The 22,109-nt window shown below is 67.6% G+C and carries 15 protein-coding genes and 2 rRNA genes (1 of these 17 running past the window's edge); 9 read left to right on the top strand and 8 right to left on the bottom strand.

Features of this window, described 5'->3' with window-relative positions; genetic code table 11:
- Positions 1–9: 9 nt before the first annotated feature.
- The 3 genes from BJ981_RS13555 to BJ981_RS13545 all read right to left on the bottom strand — a co-directional run bounded on the left by BJ981_RS13555 (position 10) and on the right by BJ981_RS13545 (position 3,627).
- On the bottom strand, positions 10–933 hold the full coding sequence (locus BJ981_RS13555; protein WP_184611352.1) for an ABC transporter permease: 924 nt from the start codon (positions 931–933) through the stop codon (positions 10–12).
- On the bottom strand, positions 926–1,867 hold the full coding sequence (locus tag BJ981_RS13550) for an ABC transporter permease (protein WP_184611350.1): 942 nt from the start codon (positions 1,865–1,867) through the stop codon (positions 926–928). The genes BJ981_RS13555 and BJ981_RS13550 overlap by 8 nt, the downstream gene beginning before the upstream one ends.
- Before the next feature lie 113 nt (positions 1,868–1,980).
- Positions 1,981–3,627, bottom strand: coding sequence for a peptide ABC transporter substrate-binding protein (locus BJ981_RS13545; RefSeq protein WP_184611348.1), 1,647 nt, complete (start codon positions 3,625–3,627; stop codon positions 1,981–1,983).
- A gap of 437 nt (positions 3,628–4,064) precedes the next feature.
- Here BJ981_RS13545 and BJ981_RS13540 point away from each other — a divergent pair, with 437 nt between their 5' ends.
- The 4 genes from BJ981_RS13540 (at position 4,065) to BJ981_RS13525 (ending at position 6,914) form a co-directional block, all read left to right on the top strand.
- Positions 4,065–5,024, top strand: coding sequence for an ABC transporter permease (locus BJ981_RS13540; protein ID WP_184611346.1), 960 nt, complete (start codon positions 4,065–4,067; stop codon positions 5,022–5,024).
- A 22-nt stretch (positions 5,025–5,046) separates the two neighbouring features.
- Positions 5,047–5,841, top strand: a complete 795-nt coding sequence (locus BJ981_RS13535) for an ABC transporter ATP-binding protein (RefSeq protein ID WP_184616011.1) — start codon at positions 5,047–5,049, stop codon at positions 5,839–5,841.
- 224 nt (positions 5,842–6,065) lie between these two features.
- Positions 6,066–6,599 carry a YbhB/YbcL family Raf kinase inhibitor-like protein gene (locus BJ981_RS13530; protein ID WP_239139575.1) on the top strand — a complete coding sequence of 178 codons (534 nt, stop codon included), beginning with the start codon at positions 6,066–6,068 and terminating at the stop codon, positions 6,597–6,599.
- A 150-nt stretch (positions 6,600–6,749) separates the two neighbouring features.
- Positions 6,750–6,914: a hypothetical protein gene (locus tag BJ981_RS13525; RefSeq protein ID WP_311745458.1), complete on the top strand. Its 165-nt coding sequence runs from the start codon at positions 6,750–6,752 to the stop codon at positions 6,912–6,914.
- A 127-nt stretch (positions 6,915–7,041) separates the two neighbouring features.
- Here BJ981_RS13525 and BJ981_RS13520 read toward each other — a convergent pair whose 3' ends face one another.
- Positions 7,042–8,388: a KamA family radical SAM protein gene (locus tag BJ981_RS13520; RefSeq protein WP_221315063.1), complete on the bottom strand. Its 1,347-nt coding sequence runs from the start codon at positions 8,386–8,388 to the stop codon at positions 7,042–7,044.
- A gap of 177 nt (positions 8,389–8,565) precedes the next feature.
- Here BJ981_RS13520 and BJ981_RS13515 point away from each other — a divergent pair, with 177 nt between their 5' ends.
- From BJ981_RS13515 to BJ981_RS13500, 4 genes are all read left to right on the top strand, one after another.
- Positions 8,566–9,168 carry a DUF1707 SHOCT-like domain-containing protein gene (locus BJ981_RS13515; protein WP_184611338.1) on the top strand — a complete coding sequence of 201 codons (603 nt, stop codon included), beginning with the start codon at positions 8,566–8,568 and terminating at the stop codon, positions 9,166–9,168.
- 99 nt (positions 9,169–9,267) lie between these two features.
- Positions 9,268–10,287, top strand: coding sequence for a phosphate acyltransferase PlsX (plsX, locus tag BJ981_RS13510; RefSeq protein WP_260324637.1), 1,020 nt, complete (start codon positions 9,268–9,270; stop codon positions 10,285–10,287).
- Positions 10,288–10,374: 87 nt separating this feature from the next.
- Entirely contained in the window at positions 10,375–12,117 is a 1,743-nt protein-coding gene (argS, locus tag BJ981_RS13505) for an arginine--tRNA ligase (RefSeq protein WP_184611336.1), read from the top strand.
- 864 nt (positions 12,118–12,981) lie between these two features.
- Positions 12,982–14,559, top strand: coding sequence for a hypothetical protein (locus BJ981_RS13500; protein WP_184611334.1), 1,578 nt, complete (start codon positions 12,982–12,984; stop codon positions 14,557–14,559).
- Positions 14,560–15,158: 599 nt separating this feature from the next.
- Here the strand turns inward: BJ981_RS13500 and BJ981_RS13495 are convergent.
- Complete coding sequence (locus BJ981_RS13495; RefSeq protein WP_184611332.1) at positions 15,159–15,539, bottom strand: cell division protein SepF; 381 nt, start codon at positions 15,537–15,539, stop codon at positions 15,159–15,161.
- Between the two features lie 167 nt (positions 15,540–15,706).
- Here BJ981_RS13495 and BJ981_RS38090 point away from each other — a divergent pair, with 167 nt between their 5' ends.
- Positions 15,707–16,690, top strand: a complete 984-nt coding sequence (locus BJ981_RS38090; protein ID WP_239139574.1) for a PhzF family protein — start codon at positions 15,707–15,709, stop codon at positions 16,688–16,690.
- Between the two features lie 291 nt (positions 16,691–16,981).
- Here BJ981_RS38090 and BJ981_RS13480 read toward each other — a convergent pair whose 3' ends face one another.
- The 3 genes from BJ981_RS13480 to BJ981_RS13470 all read right to left on the bottom strand — a co-directional run.
- A complete protein-coding gene (locus BJ981_RS13480) occupies positions 16,982–17,701 on the bottom strand; it encodes a cytidylate kinase family protein (RefSeq protein ID WP_204070559.1) in 720 nt (239 codons plus the stop codon).
- Positions 17,702–19,143: 1,442 nt separating this feature from the next.
- A 5S ribosomal RNA gene (gene rrf / locus BJ981_RS13475) occupies positions 19,144–19,260 on the bottom strand.
- Positions 19,261–19,425: 165 nt separating this feature from the next.
- Positions 19,426–22,109, bottom strand: a 23S ribosomal RNA gene (locus BJ981_RS13470); it runs 453 nt beyond the window's last position.

Genomic DNA, 22,109 nt, shown 5'->3' with positions numbered 1-22,109 from the left:
GGTGCCTTCCTACCGCAGCTTGGGGTCGAGCGCGTCACGAACCGCGTCACCCAGCATCACGACGCTGAGGATGGTCAGGCTCAGGAACAGCGCGGGGAACAGCAGCGGCAGCGGCGCCTCCAGGAAGCGGTTGCGCGCGTCCGCGATCATCAGGCCCCAGGAGATCTGCGGCGACTGGATGCCGACGCCGAGGAACGACAGGGCCGCCTCGCCGGCGATGAACGCGCCGAGGTTGATGGTCGAGACCACGATCACGGGCGCGATCGCGTTCGGCAGGATGTGCCTGAGCATGATCCGCCACGGTCCCGCGCCGAGCGCGCGGGCGGCCACCACGTAGTCCTGGTGCTTGGCCGTGATCACCGCGGCCCGCATGATGCGCAGCACCATCGGCCAGGCGAGCAGGGACAGGGCCAGCACGACGCTGCCGATGCCGGCGTTGTCGCGGCCGACGACCGCCAGGATGAGCAGGGCGCCCAGGATCGAGGGGATGGCGAAGAAGATCTCGGCGACGCGGGACAGGATCACGTCCACCCAGCGCCCGTAGAAGCCGGCGAGCAGCCCGAGCAGGCCGCCGATCAGGCCGGTCACCCCTGCGCTGATGAAGCCGACCAGGATGGAGACCCTGGCGCCGTGGATGACCCGCGAGTAGACGTCGCAGCCGAGGTTGTCGCTGCCGAACCAGTGCGCGGAGGACCAGGTCTTGCGCGCGTCGGCGAGCTGGCAGGTCGAGGGGTCGACGCCGACCGTGTCGAACAGGCCCGGGAACGCCGAGATCAGCACGAAGATCGCGACCATCAGGGCGCCGATGATGAACACCGGGTTGCGCCGCAGGTCGTACCAGGCGTCCGACCACAGGCTGGCGGGCTTCTCCGGCTTGACCGGCTTGGCCGGCGGCGCGGCGGGGGCGGCCGCGGGCAGAGTGTCGTTACTCATAGCGGATCCTGGGGTCGAGGACGGCGTACAGCAGGTCGACCACGAGGTTGGCCACGATGTAGATCAGGACCAGGACCGTCACGATGCCGACCACGACGGGGTTCTCCCGCAAGTAGACCGACTGGAAAAGCTGCTGGCCGATACCGGGCAGGTTGAAGATCGTCTCGGTGATCACCGCACCGCCCATGAGCGTGCCGAGGTCGGCGCCCAGGTACGTCACCATGGGGATCAGCGAGTTGCGCAACGCGTGCCGTCCGAGCACCCGGCGGCGCGGCATGCCCTTGGCGATGGCCGTCCGCACGTAGTCGGCGCGCAGGGTCTCCATCAGGCTCGTCCGCGTGAGGCGGGTCAGATAGGCGACCGAGACGGTGGCGAGGACGAAGCCCGGCAGCAGGTAGCTGCGCAGGCCGTCCCCGATGCCCGCGACCGGGAAGAGCGCGAGCCCGGTGCTCTGCTTGAACTTGACGCCGAGGACGAGCTGGAGCACGAAGCCGCTGACCAGGGTGGGGATCGAGACCAGCAGCAGGGTGAAGGCCAGGACGGCCTTGTCCTCCCACTTGCCGCGGCGCAGCGCCGCCCACAGGCCGAGCCCGACACCGATGATCGCCTCGAAGATGAGCGCCGTCATCGCCAGCTTGAAGGTGACCTGGAACTTGCCCTCGAAGATGGTCGAGACGGGCAGGCCGCGGAACGTCGTTCCGAAGTTGCCGGAGACGATGTCGCGGACGTAGTACCCGTACCGCACGACCAGCGGCTCGTTGAGGTGGAACTGTTCCCTCATCGCGGCAGCGAAGACGGGGTCGACGCGCTTCTCGCCGGCCAGCGCCTGGAGGGGGTCGCCCGGAAGGGCGTAAACGATGGCGAAGATGAGGAACGTGGTGCCCAGCAGTACAGGGATCGCCTGTAGCAGACGCCGTAGAACGTAGCGGCCCATTCATTCTCCCGATCATTACAAAGGGCAGCCCGCCGCAACCTCTGGGCTGCCCTCATGGGTGGTCGCCCACCCCGGGCGGTTCGAATGTATCGAACCACCCGGCGTGGTCGACGTCAGGCCTTCTCTACGTTGAACAGGTCGATCCGCTCGAACGGGTCAATCTTGACGTTCTTCACGTGCTGCGAGTAGGCGCCGTTGGTCTGGTAGAAGTACACCGGGATGTACGGGAGCTCCTTCAGGACCAGGTCGTCGGCCTGCTGGTAGTACTTGACGCCCTCGTCCAGGGTCTTGGCGGCGTCGGCCTTCGTGAGCAGGTCGTCGAACTCCTTGCTCTTGAACCCGGAGTAGTTCGAGCTGCCGCCGCTGCCGAACTGCGGGCGCAGGTAGTTCTCCGGCGAGGGGTAGTCCATGATCCACGCCATGCGGAAGGACCCGGTCCACTTCTTGGCGCCCAGGTCGTCCAGGATGGTGGCGAACTTCTCGACGGGCTTCGGCGTCACCTTTGCACCGAGATTGGTGCGCAGGTTGTTGGCGATGGCCTCGATCCACTCCTTGTGGCCGCCGTCGCCGTTGTAGCCGATGACGATCTCGCTCATCTTGTCGCCGCCGGCCTGCTGGAACAGGGCCTTGGCCTTGGCCGGGTCGTAGGTGCACGCCTCGCCGCAGGCGCCCTGGCGGTAACCGGCGACGACGGGGCTGATGAAGTCGTCGGCCGGGACGCGGGTGCCGGAGAAGACCGTCTCGGTGATCGTCTTGCGGTCGATCGCCATGGAGATCGCCTTGCGGATGTCGGCGTTCTTGGCGTAGTCGGCGCCGCTGACGACCGGGAAGCCGATGTAGCCGATACCGGAGGAGGGCTGCTCGATGTAGCGGTCGCCGAACTCCTGCTTGGCGGTGGCGATGGCCTCGGCGGGCAGCTGGTCCATGATGTCCAGGTTGCCGGCGCGCAGGTCGTTGAAGGCGGTGGCCAGGTCGGTGTAGATCTTGAAGTCGACCGCTTCAACCTTGGCCTTACCCTCCTTGAACTCCTCGTTGCGGACCGTGGAGATGGTCTGGTCCGTGCCGCGCTTCCACGGCTTGGAGATCTTGAAGGGGCCGTTGCCGATCGGGTTGGAGCCGAAGTCGGCCTTCAGCTTGCCCTCGGACTCGAAGGCGGCCTTGGGCAGCGGGGAGAACGCCGTGTAGCCCAGCATCGTCGGGAAGCCGGAGAAGGGGTTCTTGAGCTGGACGGTGAAGGTCTTGTCGTCGACGACCTTCAGGCCGGTGAGGGTGGTCGCCGACGGCGTCTTGCCCTCGCCCGGGTTCAGCTCGTCGTAACCGGCGATGCTGCCGAAGAAGTAGTTGCCCTCCTGGGCGTTGGCGCCGTTCGCCGTGTAGTTCCAGGAGTCGACGAAGTTCTGGGCGACGACGGGTTCACCGTTGTGCCACTTGTACCCGTCCTTGAGCTTGATCGTCCACGTCGTGGAGTCCGTCGACTCGATGGACTCGGCGATGCGGTTGAAAGGCTTCTTGTCCGCGTCGTAGTCGACAAGTCCGACGAACAGGGCGTTCAGCACCTCGGCGCCGCTGGTCTCGGTGGTGTTGCCCGGAATGAGGTCGTGCTGAGGCTCGGCGATCTCCACCCTGACCGCGCTCGCGTTCCCCGCGGCGGCGCTGCCCGAACTGGAACTGGATGTGTCGCCGCTACCGCCACACGCCGCAACCGCCAGCGCGAGCAACGCGGTCGCCGTGACGATCTGTGCGCCCTTGGTCACACGCATCGTGGATTGTCCTCCCTCTAAGGTGAGCGTTGACACTGAACCGCTCATGTCAGCACGCCTCTCAGAGGATCCGGCCCTGAGATTCGCGGACACGGTCAAGTCAGTTGACGCCCTGCCAGTCGACCGCGAGCATCCCTCACTACTTCTCACCAGCGAGTCTCTGGTGCATTGCAGTTCGGTCACACGTCGTCCTGTCGGGCGTCACACGCATACCAACTAGGCCGCCAATAATGCCTTGATATGGCACAAAGTCGTCACTAAGGTACACACGCTAGGCCAGTGGTCGCACCTCATGGCATACAGGACGCCACTCCCTTCCCCCGGCCTACCTGCGCGAACGCGCCGGCCTCCGGCCGACCCCCGAACGTTCGGACCCCCGTCCCGATCGAATGGAACCGCAGGCATCTCATTCACCCGGATCCAATAGAGTCCATGCCATGAGTCAGCCGGATTCCGCTGTCGCGGACTCCCGGGCGGGCGACCGGGCGCACGGCTCCTCCCAGGGCGGGAAGGAGTCGCTGTCCGCGCTCGCCGAGCGCCACGGGTTGCGACGCGCCATCGCGCGCCCCAGTCTGCCCGTATACCTGCGTCAACTGTGGGAGCGGCGGCACTTCGTCCTGACGTACGCCACGTCGCGCAACGTCTCGAAGTACTCCGACTCGATCCTCGGGCAGCTCTGGCAGGTCCTGACGCCGCTGCTGAACGCGGCCGTCTACTACCTGATGTTCGGCCTGATCCTGGGGCAGAAGAACAACATCACGAACTATCCGGCGTTCCTCATCACCGGTGTGTTCGTCTACGGCTACACGCAGCGGTCGATCACCGGCGGCGCCAAGTCCATCTCGGGCAACCTGTCGCTGATCCGGGCCCTGCACTTCCCGCGCGCGGCGCTCCCCCTGGCGTACACCATCCAGGAGTTCCAGCAGCTCGCCATCTCGATCGGCGTCCTGGCCGTGATCGTGCTGGTCACCGGCGAGCCGTTGACGTGGATGTGGCTGCTGATCCCGGTGGCGCTGGTCCTGCAGACCATCTTCAACATCGGCATGAGCCTGCTGCTCGCCCGCATCGGCGCGTTCGTCCGCGACATGAACCAGTTGCTGCCGTTCATCCTGCGCACCTGGCTCTACACCTCGGGCGTCTTCTACAGCATCCCGGCGAAGATGAAGGACAACCCCGACTGGGCCCGCTTCCTGCTGGAGTTCAACCCCCCGTCGGTCTTCATCGACCTGATGCGCCACCTGCTCCTGGAGACCTACCCGGAGGATCTCGTCCGGCACGGCTTCCCGCACAGCAGCCTGCCGCAACTGTGGCTGTACGCCGGCTTCTGGGCCGCGGTCGCGCTGATCGGCGGCTTCTGGTACTTCTGGCGGGCCGAGGAAAGGTACGGCCGTGGCTGAGTTGACCAAGGAGCTGTCCGGCATGGCGAACGAGCAGGTGGCCGCCCAGGGCCCGGCCCCGCGGGACACGTCCGAGCCCGCGCCCACGGTCATCGTCGACGACCTCCACATCGTCTACCGCGTCTTCGGCGCGGCCAGCGACAGCGAGAAGGGCAACGCCGCCAACGCCCTCATGCGCATCGTCCGCCGCCAGGGCCGGCCCCAGATGAAGGAGGTCCACGCCGTCAAGGGCGTCACCTTCATCGCCCGCCACGGCGACGCGATCGGCATCATCGGCCGCAACGGCTCGGGCAAGTCCACCCTGCTGCGGGCCATCGCGGGCCTGCTGCCCCCGCACAAGGGCGCCGTCTACACCGACGGCCAGCCCTCGCTCCTAGGCGTCAACGCGGCGCTGATGAAGGAGCTGACCGGCGAGCGCAACATCGTGCTCGGCTGCTACGCCATGGGCATGACCCCCGCGCAGGTCCGCGAGCGCTACGACGAGATCGTGGAGTTCTCCGGCATCGGCGAGTTCGTGCAGTTCCCGATGTCGACCTACTCCTCGGGCATGGGCGCCCGCCTGCGCTTCTCGATCGCCTCGGCCAAGACCCACAACGTGCTGCTCATCGACGAGGCCCTCGCCACCGGCGACCGCGAGTTCAAGCGCAAGAGCCAGGAGCGCATCCAGCAGATGCGCGACGAGGCCGGAACCGTCTTCCTCGTCGCCCACAACCTGGACGTCATCGAGGAAACCTGCAACCGCGTCATCTGGCTCCACAAGGGCAAGATCAAGATGGACGGCGACCCGGCGACGGTCCTCGCGGCTTATAACGCCTAATTCATGGCTGTGTTCATGGCCGCGCCTCCGGCGCGGCGGGTTCGGGGCGCCTTTTAGGCGGCGTTCTTCCGTCGTCAGGCGCAAGGGATCGTTCCTCACCCTTGCGCCTGACGACTCCAGAACACCGCCGCGCCCCGAACCACGGGGCCGGGCGCAACCAGATAGGCGGCCACTCACAGGGCAAGATGAGGGCGTTCGTGAACGTCTTTCTATCGGAGGTCCCTGTGGCAAAGCAGCCACCGATTCCCTACGACTTTCTGCCCGAGGTGGCGCCGCTCACCGTCGAGAGCGACGACGTCCGCGACGGTGAGCGTCTGTCGCAGGAGCAGGTCTTCGACGGCTGGGGCATGAGCGGGGGCAACGTCTCGCCGCATCTGCGCTGGTCCGGCGTGCCCGCGGGCACCAAGAGCCTCGCGGTCACCTGCTTCGACCCCGACGCGCCGACGGGCAGCGGCTTCTGGCACTGGGTGCTCTACGACATCCCCGCCGACGTGACCGAGCTGCCCGCGGGCGCCGGGTCGGCGGGGTTCGAGGGCCTGCCGGCGGGCGCGGTCCACGGGCGCAACGACTACGGCCTCAAGCACTACGGCGGCGCCGCGCCGCCTCCGGGCGCGCCGCACCGGTACCTGTTCGCGGTGCACGCGCTCGGCGTGGAGAAGCTCGACGTCGGGGACGACCCGGCGGCGGCCGTCGTGGGCTTCAACATCACGGCCAACACGCTCGCCCGCGGCTACCTCGCGCCCGTCTACGAGACCTGAGCGCCCCGGCGGGGCCTCTGATGCGGGACGGGCCAGACCGTACAGAAGTCCGACACGCGCCCCCGAATCTGCTGACATCGCGACCGGCGTTCCACTATGATTCGAACGAAGATTCGATCTGAGGGATACGTGATGGAGTGGGGGTGCGGGGTGCGAGAGCTGGCGATCGCGATCGATCACCTGTCCGCCGAGGACCCTTCGGACATTCCTCGGGCCCTGCTCGCCGAGCAGCTCATCGAGCTGCACTGGCAGATGGCCCGTCTGCAGGCCCAGATCGCCCGCCGCACCTACGTGCGCGATCCGGGCGACAACTGACAGATACCTGACACCTGACCCGTCGTCCACCGATATTCGCCACGTCGTTCGAAAACCGGCCGGCGCCTCGGGCGAGGCGCCGGCCGGTTCCTCTGGACGCGCCGGCCCCCCGGCTCGCCGGGCGGGCTTACAGCCGGCCGAGCGGGCCGCCCGGCGTCACGAGCGGCCGTGCCGCGTCCAAAGCCCCGGTCTCGAAGGGAAAACGGTCCGCGAAGGCCGGCCGCAGGTCGTCCAGCCACACCGCGCTCGGGTCGTACTCCGCGAAGAAGGGCCTCCCGACGAGGCTCGGGTCCCGCGCCTGGATCAGGTGCAGCACGAACACCCGCCGCCCCGCCACCTCGGCGATCCCGTCGACGCACACCTTTCCCGGCGTCGAGGACATCGACGGCCCCCGCACCGTGCGGCACAGGCCGGACACCCGCGCGTAGGCGTCACGGAAGATCTCGTACGCCCGCGCCAGCGGCACCGCGAAGTAGTCCCGCGGCCCGGTGTCGCGCTCGACGAACATGTAGTAGGGCACCATGCCCAGCGCGTGCTGGGTGCGCCACATCCGCTCCCACACCTCCGGGCGGTCGTTGACGGTGCGGATCAGCGGGGCCTGGGTGCGGATCACGGCGCCGGTGTCCCTGATGGCCCGCACCGCGGTCTGGACGAGTTCGGGCTCCATCTCGCGCGGGTGGGAGAAGTGGGCCATGAAGGCGAGGTTCTTGCCGGACTCGACGACCGTGGAGAACAGCCTGAGGACGTCGGCCGCGTCGGGGTCGGTGACGAACCGGCCGGGCCAGTAGGCCAGCGACTTGGTGCCGATGCGGATCGATTCGAGCTGGTCGAGCGCGAGCAGCGGCTCGACGTACCTCCGCAGCACGGGCGCACTCATGATCATCGGGTCGCCGCCGGTGATGAGGACGCTGGTCACCTGCGGGTGCTCGCGCAGGTAGCGGACGAGGCCCTGGACGTCGTCGGAGGCCATCTTGAGGTCCGGCTCGCCGACGAACTGCGCCCAGCGGAAGCAGTAGGTGCAGTAGGCGTGACACGTCTGTCCCTGCTTGGGGAAGAACAGCACGGTCTCTGGGTACTTGTGCTGCACGCCGGGCATCGGCTCCTTGCCGACCCTGGGCATGTTCAGCTCCATCTGCCCGGCTGGGTGAGGGTTGAGCGTCATGCGCACCTTGTTGGCCGCCGCCTGGATCTCGGCGGCGGGCGCGTCCGACCGGAGCAGCGCGGCGATGGCGGACACGTCGCTTTCCGGGAGCATGTCCTCCTGCGGGAACACCAGGCGGTAGATGGGGTCGCCGGGAATGTCGGACCAGTCGATCAGCTCGTCCACGACGTACTGGTTTGTCCGGAACGGCAGCACGGACGCGACCGCCCGGATGCGCAGCCGCGCCTCGGTGTCGTATCCAGCGCGTCGCAGCAGTTCGTCCAGATGCTTGGCCGTGTAGGCCCGGAAACCTCGCGTACCGGCCTGTGTCAGGGTCACTAGAGATTTTTTCCTCTCTTGTGGGCTGTCCGGTAAACCTGATGCGCCTGTTATGCGTCTGTTGCTCTTACCGACGCACGGACGCGTCGGCTTGGTTCCGTGCGACCGAAAAGCCTTGGTAAAACCTTCCGCATATCGCGACATATCTTGAGTTGGGCTACGCTGTTCCGTGTGAGTTCTCTTACGCCCTTCGAGTCGCGGGACACCGCTCAGCGGGCGTCCGACGCCGACCGCGACCACGTCGCCGCCGTCCTGGGCGAGGCCCTCGCCACCGGCCGCCTCACCAGCGTCGAGCACGCCGACCGGCTGGAGGCCACCTACAACGCGGTCACGGTCGGCGAGCTCGTCCCCATCACCCGCGACCTCCCCGGCCTCGCCCCCGCCGCCTCGGCCGGGTTCAGCGCCGACCAGCAGCAGGTCTCCGCCGTCTTCAGCAAGATCATCCGAGGGGGCCGCTGGGTCACCGGACGCCACACCGTCCTGCGCTCCACCTTCGGAGCCCTCATCATCGACCTCACCGACGCCGTGCTGCCCGGACGCGAGATCACCCTCGAGCTCAACTCCTTCTGCGGCAAGCTGATCGTCCGCGTCCCCGAGAACGCCCGGGTCATGGACGAGGGCAGCGCCATCTTCTCCAAGCGCCACATCTCCGGCGGCGAGGAGGGCGGCGACCCCAACGGCCCGCTGATCCGGGTCACCGGCCGTGCCGTCTTCGGCAAGGTCGTGGTCTCGCGCGGCGCCACCCGCTTCCACTGGCCCTGGCACGCGCACTGACCACCCCCCACCAGCCCCCACACCTGGCCTGCCGCGCCGAACACCCCACCCGGCGACCTACGATGCGGGACACACACTGATTCCGTACGAGGTGACCGCTTGGACGGCATTCCGCCGATAGCACTGGACGCCATGGGCGGCGACAACGCCCCCGGCGAGATCGTGGCGGGAGCCGTGGCGGCCGTACGGGACCACGGCGTGCCCGTCGTCCTCGTCGGGTCCCCCCGGACGGTCTCGGAGGCCCTCGCCGTCCACGACGCCGCCGGAGAGATCCCGATCGTGCGGGCGGAAGAGGCCATCGCCATGGACGAGGGCGCCCTCGCCAGCCTGCGCCGCCCTCGCTCCAGCATCGCCGTCGCCTGCCACCTCGTCCGGCGCGGCGACGCCTCGGCGGTCGTGTCCGCCGGGTCCACGGCCGGGGTCGTGGCCACCGGCAAGCTCAGGCTGAGAGCCCAGCAGGGAGTGCTGCGGCCCGCCATCGCCGTCCCCCTCCCGACCAGGCCCCATCCCACCGTCCTCCTGGACGCCGGCGCCACCGCCGACGTCAAGCCGGAGACGCTCGTCCAGTTCGCGCACCTCGGCGCCGCCTACGCCGAGACCGCGCTCGGCCTGGCCGCGCCGCGCGTCGGCCTGCTCACGATCGGCGGAGAGGCCGAGAAGGGCAACAAGCTCACCAAGCGCGCCCACGAACTGCTCGCCGCCGCCGTCCCCTCCCTCAACTTCACCGGCAACGTCGAGGGCCACGACCTGCTGAACGGCGTCGTGGACGTCATCGTCACCGACGGCTTCACCGGCAACATCGCGCTCAAGACCATGGAGGGCGCCGTCCGGTACGCCTTCACCGAACTGCGCGAGACCCTCGAAAGCGGGCACGTCGCGCGGCTCGCGGCGGCCCTGCAACGACGACGGCTTCGCGACCTGCGCAAACGCCTCGACCCCGAGGTGTACGGCGGCGCCGTCCTGCTCGGGCTCAACGGCACCGTCGTCATCGCGCACGGCGCCTCGACGGCCAAGGGCGTCACGGCCGCCTGCGTCCTCGCGATGAACCTCGCCCGCCAGGGCACCGTCGCCCACGTGGGGGAGCGCATCGCGGCCGGGCACAAACATCGCCGCTGGTAGGAGCCGTCGCGCCTCCGGACCCACGATGATGATCATGTCTGTGGATAATGCGCTCCTGGTCATATGATCAGCGGATATCCTTGGGGCATGACCGACCCGCAGCTCGTGCTCGCCGAGCGGGTCCAGCAGGCGCTGGGCACCGCCTTCGGCCCTGAGCACGTGAGCGCCGACCCGCTGATCCGGCCCTCCCAGTTCGCCGACTTCCAGGCGAACGTCGCGCTGAGCCTGGCCAAGCGGCTGCGACGCGCCCCGCGGGAGGTCGCCGAGGCCATCGCGGCCGCGCTCGGCGCGGGCGGCCCCGACGATCCCTTCTCCAAGGTCGAGGTCAGCGGCCCCGGCTTCCTCAACATCACGCTGAGCGACGCGTGGATCTCCGCCCAGGCCGAGCAGGTCCTGCGCGATCCCCGCAGCGGTGTCGGCCGCTCCACGCCGCCGCAGACCGTCGTCGTCGACTACTCCGCGCCCAACGCCGCCAAAGAGATGCACGTCGGCCACCTGCGCACCACCATCGTCGGCGACTCGCTGGTGCGGCTCCTCGAACACCTCGGCAACCGCGTCATCCGGCAGAACCACCTGGGCGACTGGGGCACTCCGTTCGGCATGCTCATCGAGCATCTCCTCGACATCGGTGAGGCCAACGCCATCGCGCGACTGGAGGCCGGCGAGGGCAACGAGTACTACCAGGAGGCGCGGGCCAAGTTCGACTCCGACCCCGCCTTCAAGGAGCGCTCGCGGCGGCGAGTCTCCACCCTCCAGGCCGAGGATCCGGAGACCATCCGGCTGTGGCACCTGTTCATGGACGCCACGATCCGCTACTTCAACAAGGTCTACGCCACCCTCGGCGTCACGCTCACCGACGCCGACATCGCCGGCGAGAGCACCTACAACCCCATGCTCGCCGAGGTCTGCGACGATCTGGAGTCGAGCGGGCTCGCGGTGATCAGCGAGGGCGCGCTGTGCGTGTTCCCGCCCGGCTTCACCGGCACCGACGACAAGCCCCTGCCGCTCATCATCCGCAAGAGCGACGGCGGGTACGGCTACGCCACCACCGACCTCGCCGCCGTCCGGTACCGCGTGCGCGACCTCAAGGCCGACCGCGTCCTCTACGTCGTCGGCAACGAGCAGGCCCTCCACTTCCAGATGGTCTTCGCCGCCGCCCGGCAGGCCGGCTGGCTGCCCGACGAGGTCTCCGCCGAGCACATCCGCATCGGCATGATGCTCGGCTCCGACGGCCGCCGGTTCCGCACCCGCAGCGGCGAGAGCGTCAAGCTCAGCGACCTCCTCGACGAAGCCGTCGAGCGGGCCTCCGCCGCCATCGCCGACCGCGGCTACGACGAGGCCACGCGCTCCGAGATCGCCAACGTCGTCGGCATGGGCGCGGTCAAGTACGCCGACCTGTCGCTCAGCCACGAGAGCGAGTACGTCTTCGACTTCGACCGCATGCTCGCCTTCACCGGCAACACCGGCCCGTACATGCAGTACGCCACGGCCAGAATCCGCTCGATCTTCCGCAAGGGCGACATCGACCCGGCCGAGGTGACCGGGCCGATCATCCTGGGCGAACAGGCCGAACGCGATCTGGCGCTCCAGCTCCTCGGGTTCGGGACGGTCGTCGAGGCCGCCGCACAGGCCGCCGAGCCGCACCGCGTCTGCGCCTACCTGTTCGAGACCGCGAGCGCTTTCACCACCTTCTACGAGAAGTGCCCGGTCCTGAAGGACGGCGTCGACCCGGCCACGCGCGCCTCCCGGCTCGCGCTGTGCGCGCTCGCGCTTCGCGTGCTGGAGTCGGGTCTGAACCTTTTGGGCGTGCCGGTCCCTGACCGCATGTGACCACCTGACCTGGTTATCCGGCCTCCGTCGGCGTGCCGCCGTACACCGCGGCGCCCAAAGAACTAACCTTGGCGCGGTCATGGGAGTGCCTGCCGAACCCTCGCCGCCGGGGGCCTTCCTCACGCCTTCGGGGAGTTGCCCGCCTTGAGCATGGACCTGACCACGAACTCCAACGTCTCCACCCCCGGAGACCCCACCCCACCCTCGACCACGCCCCCGGCCCCCGCAGCCCCCGCCCCTTCCCCCACAACACCACCGGCGGCCGCCCCCGTCATCCCCCCACCCCCCGCACCACCGACCACCTCCCCAGCCACCACCTCCACCCCCGCCGGCCCCCTGGCCTACGAGCCGTCAACGCACCCCGAAACCCCCCCGAACACCGGGCAGCCCACCCAGTCCCCCGACTCCTCCCACGCCACCGACCTCCCGCCCCACGGACCGACGGCGCACCCCGAAAACCCTCCCAACGCCGGGGAACCCACCCAGTCCCCCGACTCCTCCCACGCCACCGACCTCCCGCCCCACGGACCGACGGCGCACCCCGAAAACCCCCCGAACGCCGGGCAGCCCACGCAATCCTCCGACTCCTCCCACGCCACCGACCTCCCGCCCCACGGACCGACGGGGCACCCGGAGCATCGTTCGGGTGCCGAAGAGCCCGCACACTCGGCGGACGCCTCTCATGCCGCTGGACCCCTGACCTGCGGACCGTCCGTGCATCCGGGGCGTTGTCCGAATCCTGGGGAGCCTGCGGAGCTGAGGCGGTATGCCGAGCGTCTGGTCGAGGAGCTGGCGGCGGGCGGGGCCGCGCCGCGGCCGCCGGCGGGAGTTCTCTGCGTCACGGACACGTGGCTGGCCCCGGCAGTGGAGGCGCTGCTGCTGATCCTCTCCGGTGAGGACGCGCTGGAGCCGCTGAGCCGTGCCGCGCAGCTCGACGAGCCCGGCACCGCCTTGTTCCTGTGCCTCGCCCTCGCCGTCAGCGGCCACGGCGACCGGATCCACGCCTCCTGGCTCGGCACCGCCTTCGGCGACCTGTCCGCCGAACACCCCGTGACCCCGGGTCAGCGTGCCCTCTGGACCGCCGCCGCCCGAGGCGCGTACGGCCCCGCAGGCAAGATCTTCGTGCTCCGCAAGCTCGACGCCGCCGGCGTCGCCTCGTCCGTCGACCATGACCTGTGGCTGCGCGTCCTGGCCCCAGAGGAGTCGTCCTCCGGCACCTCCCCCGCCATGACCGCGCTCCCCGCGCTCGCCGACGTCCCCGAGCTGGCCGCGCCCGTCCAGGCCGCCGCGCGCCTGTCCCGCCTGCTCGACCGGTGCACGGACATCACCTCCACCCGCCCGCCCAGGAACACCCCGCCCACCCCGCGCCCCGCACCGTCAGAACCGCGCAACGCCCCTCCTGGATCCACGGCCTCCCCCGGATCCCACACGGACACTTCTGGCCCCCACGCGGACCGTTCCGGCCCCCTTACGGACCCTTCCGGAGCCGCCGCGGACCCCACCGGATCCAGCGCAGACCGCTCCGGACTTCCCGCGGAGCCCACAAGATCCCATGCAGACCGCTCCGGATCCCCTGCGAAGCCCTCCGCACACCGTGCGGACGCGCCCGGAGCTCGTACTCACTCTTCTGAAGCCCAGACGGACTCCTCCGGGACACGCGCCGACCATCCCAACCCCCGGCGTATCGACCTCTCCAGCCTCGCCAACCCGTCGGCCGACGACCCGCCGCGTCCGGAGCTTCCCACCATCGCCGGGAAGGACGACTCCGCCCCGCCCCCGGACGCCGAGCCGCTCACCGTACTGCGCTCCATGGTCCTGGAGGACGGCTCCGTGCCGCTCAAGCCGCTGACCGCGCACCTCCTGGACGACATCCGGCCCGACGCGGACCCGTACCTGGCGGCCATCGCCTTCCACGTCGCCGCCCCGGTCGTCCGCGACGCCGCCGGACGGCTGGCCGAAGAGAGCGCCGTCGCGCCGCCCGCAGAGATCACCGTCCCCCTGCTCGGCCACGACGTCATCCTCCGCCCCGAAGGACCCGACCTTCCGTCCCTCACCGCCGCGGAGTCGGCCATCCGCGCCGCGGAGGCCGCCCGCCGCTCGCCGCGCTGGCTGGTGTACGGACCCGCGCTGCTGCCGATCGTGGCGCTCGTGCTGGCGTTCACGGTGTCGGAACTGTTCGCCGTGGCCGCCCTGGTGCTCGGCGGCATCGTGGGAGCCCTTCTGTGGCGCGTCAACACCCGCGACCAGGCCGAGGCCCGCCGGGTCGAGGACGAGATCACCCGCCTCCGCGAGCAAGCCGAGGCGGCCGTCTGGGCATTACACGACTACGCGCGCGAATCGGCACAGCGGGCCGAGACCGCCGCCGACAACCTCGCGTCCATCACCCGCCTCCTCCGCCGCGGCCCCGCCGTCGCCGACCACCGCCCAGCCTCCCCCCGCTGACCCAGTCAGCACACACGACGACGCGTCGGCGAGACGCAGGCGGCGAACCCCAGCGCCTAGGGCCTGGTACGTGCTCTTCCCGGGCCCTAGTACGTGCTCTCCTGGGCGCCGCGTCGGCGAGACGCAGGTCGGCGAATCCCGGCGCCTAGGACCGCCTGGTACGTGCTGTTCCCCCGGCCCTAGTACGTGCTCTCCTGGGCGCCGCGTCGGCGAGACGCAGGTCGGCGAATCCCGGCGCCTATAACGGCGGCCAGCCATGCCAGCCCTCTACGCCGTGCGAGAGGAGCGCGTGCCAGAGGCCCGGAGATTCAGCCGACCGCACGGCGTCTGAGCGAGAGACAGGCGACAACACGGGGCACGCGACGACACGAGGACGAAGGCGAACCTGAGTGAAAGATCATCTGAAGTAGGCCGGAAAGGGGAGCGCCGGAGCCCGAGACCCCACGTCGCGTATTGCCCCTTCCCCAGCGGACACGGCGCTCCAAGCCGGCGCCGACACGGCACTCACAGCCGCACGACGGCCGGGCCGGCCGGACATGGCACGGCGACTTCACGCCGTTCTACGTCGGCCAACCCGGCCGACGCACGTACGCGTCGCGCTAGGTTGTCGTGATCTCGATGTCGGCCGGAGCCAGCAGGAACACCTTGTCGGCGATCCGCTCGATACGTCCGTCGCAGCCATACGTCAGGCCGGCCGCGAAGTCGACCATGCGCGTGGCCTCGGCCAGGGACATGCCGGCCACGTCCATGATGACCGCCTGGCCGTCCCTGAAGTGCTGTCCCACGATGAGCGCGTCGGAGTACTTCCGCGGGCGGATCATAATGATCCGTGCGGGATCCACACCCGACCCCCAGCGCCTGGCGGCCCGTTCCGACGCGGGCATCCGCTCATCCTCGTACTCGTCATAGTCGTAGGGCTCGTCGTACTGATCCCCATCGCCCAGGCCAAGGTAACTCACCACCCTGCGCACTGCCCCCATCGGCTCTGTCCTTTCCGCGAGAACCGGCCGCATTCGCCGTGCCCCACCACAAATGACCGTAACGGACACGTCGCCGGGGAGGGTGCGACACGCCCACGTCCTTTTGATTTTGCACGGGTTTCACTGCCGTTTCGACCGGTTATCTGGGGGTGGATAGGATCGGCGGCATGCGTATCTTCACCGTGGATTCGTTCACCGATCGGCCCTTCAAGGGTAACCCGGCGGGGGTCTGCCTGCTGGAGAGTCCGCGATCGAACGAGTGGATGCAGGCCCTGGCCAGCGAGATGCGCCACTCCGAGACGGCCTTCGTGCTGCCTCAGGGCGAGGGCCGTCCGTGGTCCCTGCGATGGTTCACTCCCACGGTAGAGGTCGCATTGTGCGGGCACGCCACGCTCGCGTCCGCGCATGTCCTGTATTCGACCGGCGCGGCCTCCGGTTCGATCGAATTTTCTACGAAGAGTGGAATCCTGACGACCCGGCAGCTCGATCACGGGCGTATTTCGATGGATTTCCCCGCTTCTCCGCCCACCGAGATATCGGCCCCCGAGGTCCTGGCCAAGGCGTTGGGAGCGTCCCCGACGTGGGTCGGCATGGGCCGCTTCGACCTGCTGGCGGAACTCGACTCCGAGGAGGCCGTCCGCACACTGGACCCCGACCTCGACGCGCTGGCCACCCTTCCGGCCCGCGCCGTCTGCGTAACCGCCCGCACCGCGACTCACCCGAACACCACTTTTCTCCCCAGCAACGCCACCCTTACCCGAGCCGACGCCGCCCCGAACCTCTCGCCATCCGAAAACCCGGACTACCCACCTTCCAGCGGCCCAGACGACCCGCCATCCTGCGACCGGGATCACTCGCCCTCTCCGGGGTCGGACTACTCCGCTCCCAACGGCTCGAATCGCTCCCTTTCCCGCGACGCGGACTATGTCTCCCGCTTCTTCGCTCCCGCCGTCGGCGTCCCTGAGGACCCGGTGACCGGCTCGGCCCACTGCATGCTCGCTCCCTACTGGTCCGAGAAACTGGGCTCGGCCTCACTCACCGGCGTCCAGCTCTCTTCCCGAGGCGGCACGGTCCACACCACGGTCAAAGGCGACCGCGTCCACCTCGCCGGCCAAGCCCTGACCATCTGGTCCGGCCACCTCCACGTCTAACCCATCCTCCCCAGCAAGACCACTCTCCCCCACGACAGCTGTACTCCGCTTGCAACCGAATTGCACCGCAACCACCGCAGGAAAGTAAGCCCAGAACTCCCCCGAAAACCCCCCTCACCTCCGTCACAACCCGCCACCCCCAACAGCCACCGACCCCTTCCCCCGGCCCGCGACCACCCCGCCGCCCGCCAAGCCCGCAGCCCACAACGAGGCCACTCCCAATACCGCCCGCCATCACAGCAGGCAGCACACACACCTCCTCAACTGGCATCAGCCCTCACGGCGACACTGTCAAATTCTGTGTATCGATGAGTGTGGTCGGACTTCGCAGGTCGGCCGTTGGAGCTGGTCGTTGTACACGATGATGTCGGCGTGGTCGGTTGGGCGGGCTGTGGCGAAGTAAAGCTGCTGGGCGGGGATATAGCGGTCGCGCCAGGACCGTTCGATTTCGGTGGTGTGGGCGGTGGACCCGGTCAGCGCTGTGCTTCGGTCTCGGGCGCGATCTACCGTCTGCTCGAACGGGACGGACACGAAGATGCGCAGGTCCCACCGGTCGACGAGTTCTGGGCGCAGGAGGAAGACGCCGTCGAAGAGCAGGACGGCGTCTGCGGGGGCGGTCGTGGGCGGCGGGGACAATGGGGTGTCGGTGTCACTGTCGTAGACCGCCCGTTGGAATTTTCGGTCTCCGCCTGGGCCCAGCGGATCGAGCAGGACCCGGCATAGCGCGGCGCGGTCGTGGGCGTCGAAGTAGCAGGCTTCGGCCGAGTACCGGCCGCGTCGGTAGCGCTGTGCACGAGGAAAGAGGAAGTCGTCGATGGTCGCGCGGATGACGTCGCGGTCCTGCGCACGCAGGACGACGGCCAGCTCGTCGGCCAGCGTGGTCTTACCGGCGGCGGGCGGCCCGTCGACGGCGACCCGCAACGGGTGCGCGGTCGAGACGGACCTGATCGCCTCGACCAGCCAACTGACGAGCTCGCCGCGGGCGCCTTGGCCCATTGCCGTCTCTCTCATGGTGTCCCTGTTTAGCACCACACATCAGGCTACGATCGCCGGCTCGCGTTCGACCAGGGCCCCTAGTTCGAACCCAGTCCTAGCACTCTCACCCTGCCCCGCCCTGCCCCGCCCTGCCCCGCCCCCACCTTGCCCTGCCCCACCTTGCCCTGCCTTGCCCCGCCCCACTTGCCCTGCCCCGCTGCGCGCTCTCCTTGGCGCCGCGTCGGCGGGACGCAGGTCGGCGGAGTCCGGCGCCCACAACGGCGCCTAACCGGCCCGGCCGCTCTTGTGCCGTACGCGGTGCGAGAGAAATGCGCGTCAGCGCCAGAGAACACAGCCCGAGCCGAAGGCGAGGCCCGTTCCGCAGTCCGCCCCAGCGTTCGTGCTTTCGCGAGGAGTCGGGCCGGTGCCGCCAGGGATGGGTGGGCCGCCGTAGTAGGCGCCGGGATTCGCCGGCCTGCATCCCGCCGACGCGGCGCCCTTGATGGGTCCTCATCGTGGCGAAGGGTGAGGCCCCGGAGCTCGTCGCAGGGTGCGCACGACGCCGTCGGGGTTTGATGTCAGGCGCACGGCCCTATCGGGTCGCGCGAAGGTGTCGAGAAGACATAGCCCGAGCCACAGGTGAGGCCCGTTCCGTGGTGTGCCTCAGCGTTCATGCCTTCGCGAGGAGGCGGGGCCGGTGCCGATGGGGATCGGGGGGGCCGCCGTAGTAGGCGCCGGGATTCGCCGACCTGCGTCCCGCCGCCGCGGCGCCCTTAATGGGTCCCATCGTGGCGGAGCGAGAGGTTCCGGAGGTCGTGGCAGGGATGCGCGAAGCTCCCCAGGAGTTGTTGTCAGGCGTCACGGGTCGATCGGGGTGCGCGGTAGCGCCCAGAGAACACAGCCCGAGCTGCAGGCGAGGCCCATATCCCGGCGCAGCCCTACGTCCACTTCTTAGCGAAGCCCGGCGTTGACTCCCGCTCCTTGGTCTAGCTCATCGTTCTGCTCCGACATCAGCACTGGCATGCGCGACTTCAGTCCTGGTGCATACCGTTTCTCAGGCGCCGCGTCGGCAGGACGTAGGTCAGTGGAGCCCGGCGCCCATAGCGGCCGCCGGCCAGCCGGTTCGCCTGTGGTAAGCGCCTAGCGAGGAATGCGCGTCAGCGCCAGAGAACACAGCCCGAGCTGCAGGCGAGGCCCATATCCCGGCGCAGCCCCGCGCCTACTTGCCAAGCGAAGCCAGGCGCCACCTCAGCACGTCCCCGCAGCAACGATCCCTGCAGGGCGCAATGCTTCACGTGCCCGGTGAAAACGCTTGCCAGCAGGGCGGCCGCTCTTCCCAAGCGGTGGTCCCGTGCCAACCCCGTACCAGCTCCCCACCGGAAAACGGAGTGACCGCAGAAATGTCCCTGGAAATGCAGGAAGGGCCACCCTGGAAGCCCTGCGGCTCCTGGATGGCCCTTCCTGCTATTCGAAAAATTGTCCGGCGGTGTCCTACTCTCCCACACCGTCCCCGGTGCAGTACCATCGGCGCTGGAAAGCTTAACTTCCGGGTTCGGAATGTAACCGGGTGTTTCCCTTCCGCTAAAACCGCCGTAACCCCGTGAAACAACCAACCGAGCACACCACCCTGCCAACCACCCCACACACGCACCCAGAGGGGCATGCCTGCGGTGTTGGTATCGGTGTGGGTCTCAGGTTTGATGTCTCTGAGATCACACAGTGGACGCGAGCACCACCCGCGCAGCGGGTGTTGTTGCTTTGTGGTCAAGTCCTCGGCCTATTAGTACCGGTCAGCTCCACACCTTACGATGCTTCCACACCCGGCCTATCAACCCAGTCGTCACCTGGGAGCCTTACCCCCCTCACAGGGGTGGGAGACCTCATCTCAAGGCAGGCTTCCCGCTTAGATGCCTTCAGCGGTTATCCCTCCCGAACGTAGCCAACCAGCCATGCCCTTGGCAGAACAACTGGCACACCAGAGGTTCGTCCGTCCCGGTCCTCTCGTACTAGGGACAGCCCCCTTCAAGTCTCCTGCGCGCGCAGCGGATAGGGACCGAACTGTCTCGCGACGTTCTAAACCCAGCTCGCGTACCGCTTTAATGGGCGAACAGCCCAACCCTTGGGACCTACTCCAGCCCCAGGATGCGACGAGCCGACATCGAGGTGCCAAACCATCCCGTCGATATGGACTCTTGGGGAAGATCAGCCTGTTATCCCCGGGGTACCTTTTAGCCGTTGAGCGACGGCGCTTCCACAAGCCACCGCCGGATCACTAGTCCCAGCTTTCGCTCCTGCTCGACCCGTCGGTCTCACAGTCAAGCTCCCTTGTGCACTTACACTCGCCACCTGATTGCCAACCAGGCTGAGGGAACCTTTGGGCGCCTCCGTTACCCTTTAGGAGGCAACCGCCCCAGTTAAACTACCCACCAGACACTGTCCCCCACCCGGATCCACGGGCGCGGGTTAGACATCCAAAACGACCAGAGTGGTATTTCACCAATGACTCCACCCGAACTAGCGTCCGAGCTTCACCGTCTCCCACCTATCCTACACAAGCCGTCCCAAACACCAATGTCAAGCTGTAGTGAAGGTCCCGGGGTCTTTCCGTCCTGCTGCGCGTAACGAGCATCTTTACTCGTAGTGCAATTTCGCCGGGTCTGCGGTTGAGACAGCGGGGAAGTCGTTACGCCATTCGTGCAGGTCGGAACTTACCCGACAAGGAATTTCGCTACCTTAGGATGGTTATAGTTACCACCGCCGTTTACCGGCGCTTAAGTTCTCACCTTCGCCACACTCGCGTGTAGCTAAGCGGTCCCCTTAACGTTCCGGCACCGGGCAGGCGTCAGTCCGTATACATCGTCTTACGACTTCGCACGGACCTGTGTTTTTAGTAAACAGTCGCTTCCCCCTGGCCACTGCGACCCCCACCAGCTCCGGACGCACGGTCCATCACCAGCGAAGGCCCCCCTTCTCCCGAAGTTACGGGGGCAATTTGCCGAGTTCCTTAACCACAGTTCACCCGATCGCCTCGGTATTCTCTACCTGACCACCTGAGTCGGTTTAGGGTACGGGCCGCCGGCACACTCACTAGAGGCTTTTCTCGGCAGCATGGGATCACCCACTTCACCACAATCGGCTCGGCATCACATCTCAGGATAATAGAGCGCGGATTTGCCTACGCTCCTCCCTACATGCTTACCCCAGGAACAACCATCGCCTGGGATGGGCTACCCTCCTGCGTCACCCCATCGCTTACCTACTACCAGATCAGGCCAGGCGTTCACCCTCACCCGGCTCCCGAAGGAACCAGGGGGTTAAGGACCCTTAGTATCACTGGATTCGATATGGGCGCGTGCCCGCGGGTACGGGAATATCAACCCGTTGTCCATCGACTACGCCTGTCGGCCTCGCCTTAGGTCCCGACTTACCCTGGGCGGATTAACCTAGCCCAGGAACCCTTGGTCATCCGGCGCAGAAGTTTCTCACTTCTGATTCGCTACTCATGCCTGCATTCTCACTCGCGTGGAGTCCACGACTCGTTCACACGGCCGCTTCACCCTCCACACGACGCTCCCCTACCCACCCACACACCTGGATGCGCAAAACGCACCGGGCTACACGTGTGAGTGCCACGACTTCGGCGGCGTACTTGAGCCCCGCTACATTGTCGGCGCGGAATCACTTGACCAGTGAGCTATTACGCACTCTTTCAAGGGTGGCTGCTTCTAAGCCAACCTCCTGGTTGTCACTGCGACTCCACATCCTTTCCCACTTAGCACACCCTTAGGGGCCTTAGTCGGTGGTCTGGGCTGTTTCCCTCTCGACCACGGAGCTTATCCCCCGCAGTCTCACTGCCACGCTCTCACTTACCGGCATTCGGAGTTTGGCTGACGTCAGTAACCCGGTAAGGCCCATCAGCCATCCAGTGCTCTACCTCCGGCAAGAAACACGCAACGCTGCACCTAAATGCATTTCGGGGAGAACCAGCTATCACGGAGTTTGATTGGCCTTTCACCCCTACACACAGATCATCCCCCAGGTTTTCAACCCTGGTGGGTTCGGTCCTCCACACGGTCTTACCCGCGCTTCAACCTGCCCATGCGTAGATCACCCCGCTTCGGGTCCACAGCATGCGACTCAAACGCCCTATTCAGACTCGCTTTCGCTACGGCTCCCCCACACGGGTTAACCTCGCCACACACCATGACTCGCAGGCTCATTCTTCAAAAGGCACGCAGTCACATCACAGACAAGAGCAAGCCCTCGTCTACGCTCCTACGGCTTGTAGGCACACGGTTTCAGGTACTATTTCACAACCCCTCACCGGGGCGCTTTTCACCTTTCCCTCACGGTACTCGTGCACTATCGGTCATCAGGGAGTATTCAGGCTTACCAGGTGGTCCTGGCAGATTCACACAGGATTCCTCGAGCCCCGTGCTACTTG

This window comes from Sphaerisporangium krabiense (assembly GCF_014200435.1).
In the GTDB taxonomy this organism is placed as follows: Bacteria; Actinomycetota; Actinomycetes; order Streptosporangiales; family Streptosporangiaceae; genus Sphaerisporangium; species Sphaerisporangium krabiense.
The sequence above is the reverse complement of the archived record's forward strand: the minus strand, read 5'-3'. Positions and strand labels throughout refer to the sequence as shown.